11 protein-coding genes are annotated in these 8,021 nt (G+C 55.0%); 6 read left to right on the top strand and 5 right to left on the bottom strand.

Annotated elements, in window-relative coordinates:
* Positions 1 to 50 precede the first annotated feature (50 nt).
* From AAFM29_RS07260 to AAFM29_RS07280, 5 genes are all read left to right on the top strand, one after another.
* Positions 51 to 308: a helix-turn-helix domain-containing protein gene (locus AAFM29_RS07260; protein WP_341712137.1), complete on the top strand. Its 258-nt coding sequence runs from the start codon at positions 51 to 53 to the stop codon at positions 306 to 308.
* Complete coding sequence (locus AAFM29_RS07265) at positions 305 to 469, top strand: hypothetical protein (RefSeq protein ID WP_341712138.1); 165 nt, start codon at positions 305 to 307, stop codon at positions 467 to 469. Before AAFM29_RS07260 ends, AAFM29_RS07265 begins: the two co-directional genes overlap by 4 nt.
* 403 nt (positions 470 to 872) lie before the next feature.
* Positions 873 to 2,807 carry an ATP-binding protein gene (locus AAFM29_RS07270; protein WP_341712139.1) on the top strand — a complete coding sequence of 645 codons (1,935 nt, stop codon included), beginning with the start codon at positions 873 to 875 and terminating at the stop codon, positions 2,805 to 2,807.
* A 10-nt stretch (positions 2,808 to 2,817) separates the two neighbouring features.
* A complete protein-coding gene (locus tag AAFM29_RS07275; protein WP_341712140.1) occupies positions 2,818 to 3,195 on the top strand; it encodes a response regulator in 378 nt (125 codons plus the stop codon).
* Between the two features lie 150 nt (positions 3,196 to 3,345).
* On the top strand, positions 3,346 to 4,392 hold the full coding sequence (locus AAFM29_RS07280) for a serine hydrolase domain-containing protein (RefSeq protein ID WP_341712141.1): 1,047 nt from the start codon (positions 3,346 to 3,348) through the stop codon (positions 4,390 to 4,392).
* A gap of 458 nt (positions 4,393 to 4,850) precedes the next feature.
* Here AAFM29_RS07280 and AAFM29_RS07285 read toward each other — a convergent pair whose 3' ends face one another.
* The 4 genes from AAFM29_RS07285 to AAFM29_RS07300 all read right to left on the bottom strand — a co-directional run bounded on the left by AAFM29_RS07285 (position 4,851) and on the right by AAFM29_RS07300 (position 6,678).
* The gene (locus AAFM29_RS07285) at positions 4,851 to 5,285 is read right to left on the bottom strand and encodes a hypothetical protein (protein WP_341712142.1); all 435 of its coding nucleotides are present in this window, start codon (positions 5,283 to 5,285) and stop codon (positions 4,851 to 4,853) included.
* A 169-nt stretch (positions 5,286 to 5,454) separates the two neighbouring features.
* Positions 5,455 to 5,769, bottom strand: coding sequence for an antibiotic biosynthesis monooxygenase (locus AAFM29_RS07290; RefSeq protein ID WP_341712143.1), 315 nt, complete (start codon positions 5,767 to 5,769; stop codon positions 5,455 to 5,457).
* A 60-nt stretch (positions 5,770 to 5,829) separates the two neighbouring features.
* Positions 5,830 to 6,210, bottom strand: a complete 381-nt coding sequence (locus tag AAFM29_RS07295) for a PRC-barrel domain-containing protein (protein WP_341712144.1) — start codon at positions 6,208 to 6,210, stop codon at positions 5,830 to 5,832.
* Positions 6,211 to 6,261: 51 nt separating this feature from the next.
* Positions 6,262 to 6,678 carry a CBS domain-containing protein gene (locus AAFM29_RS07300; RefSeq protein WP_341712145.1) on the bottom strand — a complete coding sequence of 139 codons (417 nt, stop codon included), beginning with the start codon at positions 6,676 to 6,678 and terminating at the stop codon, positions 6,262 to 6,264.
* A gap of 222 nt (positions 6,679 to 6,900) precedes the next feature.
* On the opposite strand from AAFM29_RS07300, the gene AAFM29_RS07305 reads away from it, so the two are divergent.
* Positions 6,901 to 7,203, top strand: a complete 303-nt coding sequence (locus AAFM29_RS07305; RefSeq protein WP_341712146.1) for a hypothetical protein — start codon at positions 6,901 to 6,903, stop codon at positions 7,201 to 7,203.
* Positions 7,204 to 7,495: 292 nt separating this feature from the next.
* On the opposite strand, the gene AAFM29_RS07310 is transcribed toward AAFM29_RS07305, so the two are convergent.
* Positions 7,496 to 8,021, bottom strand: a 526-nt coding sequence (locus AAFM29_RS07310; RefSeq protein ID WP_341712147.1) for a slipin family protein, incomplete at its 5' end; no start/stop codon positions are given.

Raw genomic sequence — 8,021 nt, forward strand, 5'->3', positions numbered from 1 at the left:
CCTGTCCCAGGCCGGTCCGTCATCACCCCAAAGATGAAAGGATCCGGCCCATGCCTTCTGCCGGCACGACAGCGCATCTTCGCGAGCAGCATCACCCTGCCCTTATCGAACCAATTGCCATGCGGGTGCGTGATGCCTGTCGCTATCTCGGGATCGGGCGCAGCACACTCTATGTGCTCATCGGTCAGGGCGAGCTCGATATCGTCAAGCTGGGCAGCTCGACGCTCATCCTCACCGCAAGCCTCCAGTCGCTGATCGAGCGCCGGCGAGAGCCTCGCCATAACACTCAACCAGACACCTGCGAGTGAGAACGCATCCCGAGCTTATGAAGGCCATTGTCCTCGCCGCGATCGTCAAGCTACCCGTCAACACTAAACGAAAGCTGGCCTCGCAAGTTCCAGACCGCCGCGAGCGGGCCGAGGAATTGCTTGCCGCGAGCATCGTGGTGGCGCTGTCGCAACGCAGCTAGGTTGCCGGAGGAATGGCGGCTTTGGGCCCAACTCAGATATTTGGGATTGGTCCGAGATGAACTGAAAGCCGCATGATCGCCTTTAGGAGAAGATCGCTCTGGCTCTATCATCCAAGAAGGGGTTGTTGCCAGACCTTCCGCTCCTGGCATATCTCAAGCTCGGCGAAACTGACGCGAGGTTGGGTGTTTCCAGACATTCGCGAACAATGTGAGCGAAGCGACTTGGGAGTTCGGTTTTGAGCAAGGCGGATAACTCTTAGGTTGATTGGAAGGTCGCCTCCCGGCGTAAAGGAGCTGCAGGAAATGTTTTCTGTTTATGGCTAAGAGTCACAGATCCATTGGGTACCTACCTTGGCGCGTCATCCTGCCTCTGATTGTTGGTGTTGTGATAACCGCGCTCTCTTTGGCGATTGCATCGTATGAAAAGTCGATCGCGGAAGATCGCGTCGTCGAACAAACTCAGCTGGCAACGGCCAATTTTTCGGCAACCCTTCGAAATTCCATAGATGCTCGCCTACGGGCTGGTGAACTACTTGGATCCAGGTTTGCGCTGCAAAATGACTTCGATGAGGAAGCGTTTCGCTACGAAGCCGCACTTACCCGCGAGTTGTTTAAAGATTTCCAAGCCCTGAGTTGGGTGGATGAAAGCGGCATTATACGAATTGTTACCCCGATGGCGGGCAATGAAGCAGCCTTGGGATTGGATCTGACGCAGCATCCTCTTGCCAACCGGGCACTGGAGAATGCCCTGGAAGCGGGGCGCACCCGAGCGACTCCTCCTCTTGACCTAACCCAAGGCGGGAGAGGATTTGCTGCATATTCTCCGATAAAAGGACCAAGCGACCAGCCAAGCTTCGTCAATATGGTGTTCCGCACGGCACCTTTAATGAGCGGAATCCTGGAAGAGACGGGAATGGACGATTTTGCTGTGAAGGTATCCGATGGCGGCCGGAGCGTATTCGAGACGGTCGGCTCAGAACCGGATTGGAGCTTAGCACAGTCTCAGAACATATCGGTGGGCGGAAGGATTTGGCGAGTGAGCGTGACACCCCAGCCAATGTTGGCCCTTCGAGCCGGCACCTGGCTTGATGAGATCGTACTCATATTCGGCTGCTTGACGGCAGCAGTCGCTGCTTATTTGATCTACCAGTTGTTTCGTCGACAGGAGGCTCTGCAAGCCAGTGAGGCGCGGCTTCGTGAGATAGCCAATAATATCAATGATGCTGTTTGGGTGACCGACGCGAAGTTCGGAGAAATTAGATATGCCAATCCCGCGCTAGGCAGGATGTTCGGCCTTGGCTGGAACGACCTTAGCGCCGAGGAGGGGCATCTAGCCCAAAGGCTATCTCAGAGCGATGTGGCTAAAGTCAGGGCCGGCGTCACAAAAATTATAGGAAATACGACAATCGCGCCTAACGCCGAGTTTGGTCATATAGCTTACCCCGTATCGAAAGTAACAGGTGATGACGGCATCGTCCGAGACGTCTACATGCGCTTCGCTAACCTTGAGAATGTCCGAGGGTCGGTCGATGCCTTGCTAGGGCTGGCGACCGATGTAACGCCCCTTATAACAGCCCAAGATGAATTAAGGGCCGCGAATGAGCGGTTCTTTCAGTCGCAAAAATTGGAAGCTATCGGACAACTGACAGGCGGGGTTGCACATGACTTCAACAACCTCCTGTATGTTATTCTAGCCAACTCCGAGATCCTAAGTGATGCGCTGACAGATCCCGAGCATCGTGAAGCGATCGTTGAGATAATCGACGCATCTGTCAGGGGGCGAGATCTTACAAGGAACATGTTGGCCTTTGCGGGACAGTCTAGCCTCGAGCCAACTGTATGCGACCTAAACGCGGTCGTCCTTGAAGCAAAGAGCTGGATTTCGAGAGCTCTTCCAGAAAGTATATCTATTGAGATTTGCCTGACCGACGATCCATGGCCTGTGTTCGTCGACAAAACCGCTCTGGAAAGCGCAGTTTTGAACCTCATTCTCAACGCGAAAGACGCGATGGAGGAGAAAGGTGCGATACAAATCTCCACCCTTAATTGCCATCTCGCAGATGATCAGGAATTCAGCCGCGATGGCGATAGTTCTGACGGGCGCTATGTGGTCATTTCTGTTACGGATGAGGGCCCAGGAATCTCCGAAGACAAAATGAAGAGGATTTTCGAGCCATTCTTCACAACCAAGCAAGTGGGGGCAGGCACAGGTTTGGGACTGTCGATGGTGCAAGGCTTTATCAAGCAATCCGGGGGCTTTCTGCGTGTTAGCTCCGCTCCCGGCAGTGGAGCAAAGTTCGAGATTTATCTCCCCGCCGCCTCAGTTGGGATAGGGTAAGGAGGGGGGGATGACCTCGCCGAGTAGGCAGCGCTTATTGGTAGTAGAGGATCAAAAGGAGATCCGAAAAGTTCTAGCAAAACAGTTGGAGGGTGCGGGGTACTCGGTTGTCACCTCCGAAAGCGGGACTGCAGCGCTAGAGCTTCTTGCTTCGGAAAATTTCGATCTTGTCATTTCAGACATTGTGATGCCTGGACCAATTCAAGGACCCGAACTAGCAAAACGCTTGTGCGAGAAAATTCCAGATCAGCGAATAATATTCCTGTCGGGATATGCTGACCAATTATTTCAAGATGAGTACTCGTCGGTTTCAGAATTTCCGAGGCTAGCGAAACCTATTTTTCGCTCCGAATTATTAGAAGCTGTAACAAAAGCTTTGGAAAAATAATGTCGCTCCCGCCACGCTACGGGACTACGATGACTACATGAGAAATCGAAGCGGGACCCACGGGAGGAGAAACCAATCAAGAATGCATTGCTGACCCTTTCGGCGATAGCGCTGCTTGCAGCTCCGGCCGATTCACAGCAGCCTGATATTGTGCAGGACAATGACGCGTCCGCGATTGCGGGATTCGATGAGTACCTCACGGCGTTCAGGGAAGAGCACTTAATACCCTCCATGTCGGTCATCGTTCTGAAGAATGGGAGGCCAATTTTCGAGAAAGCCTATGGCTGGTCCGACGATGAGGGCGACACTCCGGCGACATTGGACACGACCTATTCGATTGCGTCGGTCACAAAGCCGATCGCCGCGGCTGCAATTATTGCAGAGGCCGAAAGCGGCGGTCTCGATCTGGCGATGTCGATGCGGAACGACGAAGGCTGGCAGGAAATCTGCCAATGGTTGAGCGGCAGTGAAATCCTGTTCGGAAGCGGCGGTACGGAAGAAGACGGCACCACGATCGCAGCCATGGATTGCGAACGGGAAACGACACTTTCCGACATGCTCAACATGCGCGCGAACGGTGACGGCACCACGTTCGTCTACAATCCGATCGGTTTCGCGCGGATTGATCGCGCAATCAGCGGAAGCGGAGGCAGGGACCTTCGCCAGATAGTTCGCGAACGGATCATGGACCGAGCAGGCATCCGAGACATAGCGCTAGGCTGGCGCGACCCTGAAGGTGGATCAGCACTGAGATTGCTGGCTCTTCCCTTCCGAATTGAGGACGGTCGACAAGTGAGAGCCGCGGTCGGCGATGACGACTTTCGCGCATCAGCGGGGATCAAGGCCAGCGCACGGCATCTGGCGCAGTTCGACCGTGCCTTGGAGCAGCGAATTCTGCTTTCCGATAGATGGTATGCGCGCATTTTCGAACTCCCGCTCTCACATGCGACAGGCGATTATCGCTGGGGCTGGTTCGTTCAGGACTGGGCAGGTCATCGACTGGCGTGGCACTCAGGCTGGGATCCAGGGCGATATTCCGCGATGTACTTGAAAGTACCGAAACAACGGCTCACGCTCATCGCCTTGGCAAACACAGAAGCGATCTGGTGGGAAAACAGCGCTGCCCGCGCCGAAATCGAAACGAGCCCGCTGGCGAGAGCGTTTCTCGATCGCTTTGTCGAGCGGCGCGCCGAGTAACGCCCCAAACCGTCCGCGCTTCCCACCCCAGTTCGTGACGGATTTGCTAGGCTAGTGATGTGTCAAGAACGAACCGACAGTTAAGCACCCGGTAGCTGACCACCTCACAACAAGTCAGGTGCGAGCGACCGTTCCGGGACGGCAAGTTAGATAGCTAGCTTAGGGCCGCTGGGTACAGTTTGAAGCCATGCGAACCATTGGTGGCTCGAATTTCGGCGATCCTCTCAGCCAATCGGTCAGCTCTTATTTCAAGACGCTTCCGAGCTCGCGTGTCGTCGGTGGTGGCTGCATGCGGCACGGCGCGTTGATGGAGCGCATAGAGCTCGTTCAAGGACATAGCCGACCAATGTAGCACAAGTCGCGACTGCAATCTGTGGCGTCAGCCTAGTGAGCAGAACGCTTCGTCACGGATAGGCGACAGGCAAAGCCTTATATAGCTTCGATCCGATGCGCATGCATCAAGGCTCCAGATTACCCCTATCGTCGCCAGACCGGATCCTGCTCGAAAGCCATTGGTAAATGCCCAGCGCCACGAGCCCGAACATGGCCACAAAGAAGATCGCGGCCGCATACAGTGAGTTCGACATGTCGCTCCTGCTGGCAACGAAGGTCATCACCAGCGCTTCGAGACTCGAGGCAATCACGATGATGGTGACAAATTCCGTCAGGGATCGCCGCGACTCTGACGGAGAGCGGGGCCCCCTTTTGTCGAAGATCTCTTCATCAGCGATGAACGACGCAGTCTCGATGATGGCAAAGCCGATAATCAGCAGGCCAACGCTGCGAAGGGCAACGGTGGAAATATGCTCCGAAGATGAGAAGGCCTCGACGATATCCAGAATTGCCGATGCCAATATCACGAATGCAATTGTCATCAGGGCGACGGTCGCCAACACGAAGTAGACCGTCGCTATCGCTTGGTAGAGAGACCTGACTTTCATTCTTCCCGCCTAAAATGGTTCTGCGCATCGGGAATGAGGTCGCGGGTCTCGCTGGCATGGGTTCGCATCAATAGCGAAAGCCACCAGACAGGCACCCGGCCCTCTGCTCACATCTGCCGATCTATCGATCGAGCAGGTCGTCACAGACTTCCATGAGCAGAAAGGGTTCTTCCGCCCGATCTTCAAGCGCGTCCAGGAATGCCGATCGCACTATTGGATCGTCATATACCATCTTTGCATCAAAGGCCCGTTGCCAAGTCGCTCGATTAGGCCATTCCGCAACTCCGACGAAGCGCCCTTGCTGATCATAATGCAGCCTTGAACCGAGTGATCCATAGCGCTCGCGTATCAACCCGGTGCCTTGCCTCCAGGCTTCCCGGAACTGGGTTTCACAGCCGGGCTTGGTCTTCCACCAATATGCCGCAACGAAAGTCACGACAATTCACGCGCGGGCGTACCGGCTTCGGTTTGCCGCCCGATCAGCCGACAAGTCCGTTCAGAAGGGTACGCCCCAGTATCCATACAGTACCTTTGCATATGCGCTGTCCCATTCGGGTGCTGAAGTGCCTTCAATAAACGGGCTATTGCGGAAGGTGTCGTCTTCCCCGGCAACCACGTAGCCTCCAAGCTTACCGTTGTATTCCAGCGCGCGCCATGGAAGCGGCCGCAGCTCTTCGCCAAGGCCGAGAAATCCGCCAAAACTCATCACAGCATACTCGGCCTGGCCGGAACGCTTGTTGACCATGAAATGGTCAATCTTGCCGATCCGATCACCGTTCGGGCGAAACACCTTGGTACCCTCCACCCGGTCTGACGCGATCAGTTCGTGATCAGGATCGCTCAGCTTGCCTTTGCGCTGGTCCCGAAGATCGCGCATGGAAGGGCTCGGGATGTCCTCATTCGTTTGAGCAGATACCATTGTCTCCTCCTATGCCAGCGATTGGGAATGCAACTCCGATGGTCTTGCGACCTTCGCGAAGCACCTTCCCGCATCGGTAGGCTGGACTTTCACGAGATCCCCGATCGAAACGATACCGACGAGTTGCTTGGCATTGTCGACCACAGGAAGTCGCCGGATCTGCAGGGATGCCATGTTTTCCAGCACATCGTCGATGGCGTCGCCTGAATTGCAGTAAAGCAGTTCCTGCGTCATCACTTCGGACGCCTTTGCGTCCGGGCCGAACCCGCATCCGATACCGCGAATGGCAATATCGCGATCTGTGACCATGCCCACCAGTTTGTCATCCTTTGCCACGGGAATGGCCCCAAGGTCGTTCTTGGCCATTTTTTCCGCAGCACGTTGGAGGGGTGTGTCTGGACTGATCGTGCAAACGTCAGTGCTCATGCATTGCTGAACCTGCATTGTCTCCTCCTCTTGCTAGTTCACACCTAGCAAACGGGTCGCGCGGCTTGCTCGTTCCGACATTTGGCAGAGGCGGCATAGATTCGTCACAAGCTTGCCGCCCTTGGGAAGGAAGCCACAGCGGACATACGAATCAATACACAGAGCATCCGCTATGTTGTCGAAGCGGTAGCTGCAGTTGTTATAGAGCGGAATTTGAGCCGCATGCAAAAGGCATCCGGCTGCAACTCAGAGCGCTTCAATCTTGCGAAAGTGACGCTGTCCCGGTCAATAACCCCCCGGTGGATCGCTTGCAGGAAAGCTTTCGTCCAGGTCTTCATCGACTTCCGTCCATTCACGCTGTGGCGGATCGCGCATGGCGCGGGGTCCCGCATCCCGTACATCCATGTGGCTTCGGTGTGGCTGATTCTCTGCAAAGGCGGCATTCCGACTTGGTTTGTCCTTCTTCAGGGCCCTGAATGCCACGACGCCTGTGCAACCGAGAAGCAGTCCCTTCAATATCAGTGACATCGCTTCCTCCTCACAGATCAACGAATGAACGGCTCGAAGGGTCCTGCGAATTGCTTGATTGATGCCATTGGCAGGCATGACCGAGTGACTAGACGCCTACAGATTTGGCTCCAGCCTTTCGTCCGTTTTCCGCCTAACTCGAGGCAACTTCAGCGGGCTCGAAATGTGCTATGTGCGGATTAGCCGCTAACAACCTGAATGCGGATATTGAATCTCGCGCTGCCAATCGCTTCTGTAAGCGAGAAAGGACCTGGGTGCGACTAGCTTCGTCCCACACATTAGCAACGCGTTAGAGATCCTTAGTAGAACTGCTACCGTTCGAATTGAGCCATTCGGTCAGATTGATTGGGAAGGGGAAAACAATGGTGGAGCTGTTTCGTTCGTTGGCAAGCACATTGAGTGTCGACAGATAACGCAATTGCATCGCCTCGGGGACCTCTCGTAATTTCTTCCCTGCGTCCACAAGTCGGTCGGCCGCCTGATGCTCGCCTTCGGCATTGATCACCTTAGCTCGCCGTTCCCGTTCAGCTTCGGCCTGACGCGCGATTGCTCGGATCATCGACTCGTCGAGGTCGACATGCTTGATTTCCACATTCGCAACCTTGATGCCCCAGGCATCGGTCTGCTTGTCGAGAATCTCCTGAATATCCTCGTTTAGCTTGTCGCGCTCGGCCAGCATCTCGTCGAGTTCATGCTTGCCAAGTACCGAGCGCAAAGTGGTTTGCGCCAGTTGACTGGTTGCCTGCATAAAATCTTCAACTTGGATAATGGCACTTTCAGGATCAACGATCCGAAAATACACGACTGCGTTGACC

Origin of the sequence: Erythrobacter sp. (assembly GCF_038133525.1) — a bacterium.
Taxonomy (GTDB): Bacteria; Pseudomonadota; Alphaproteobacteria; order Sphingomonadales; family Sphingomonadaceae; genus Qipengyuania.

Bases quoted from the DNA above. Each gene is read 5' to 3' on its own strand.
- AAFM29_RS07305 (WP_341712146.1), top strand. From the start codon at position 6,901: ATGCAAAAGGCATCCGGCTGCAACTCAGAGCGCTTCAATCTTGCGAAA.
- AAFM29_RS07295 (WP_341712144.1), bottom strand. From the start codon at position 6,210: ATGCGCGATCTTCGGGACCAGCGCAAAGGCAAGCTGAGCGATCCTGAT.
- AAFM29_RS07275 (WP_341712140.1), top strand. From the start codon at position 2,818: ATGACCTCGCCGAGTAGGCAGCGCTTATTGGTAGTAGAGGATCAAAAG.
- AAFM29_RS07260 (WP_341712137.1), top strand. From the start codon at position 51: ATGCCTTCTGCCGGCACGACAGCGCATCTTCGCGAGCAGCATCACCCT.
- AAFM29_RS07300 (WP_341712145.1), bottom strand. From the start codon at position 6,678: ATGAGCACTGACGTTTGCACGATCAGTCCAGACACACCCCTCCAACGT.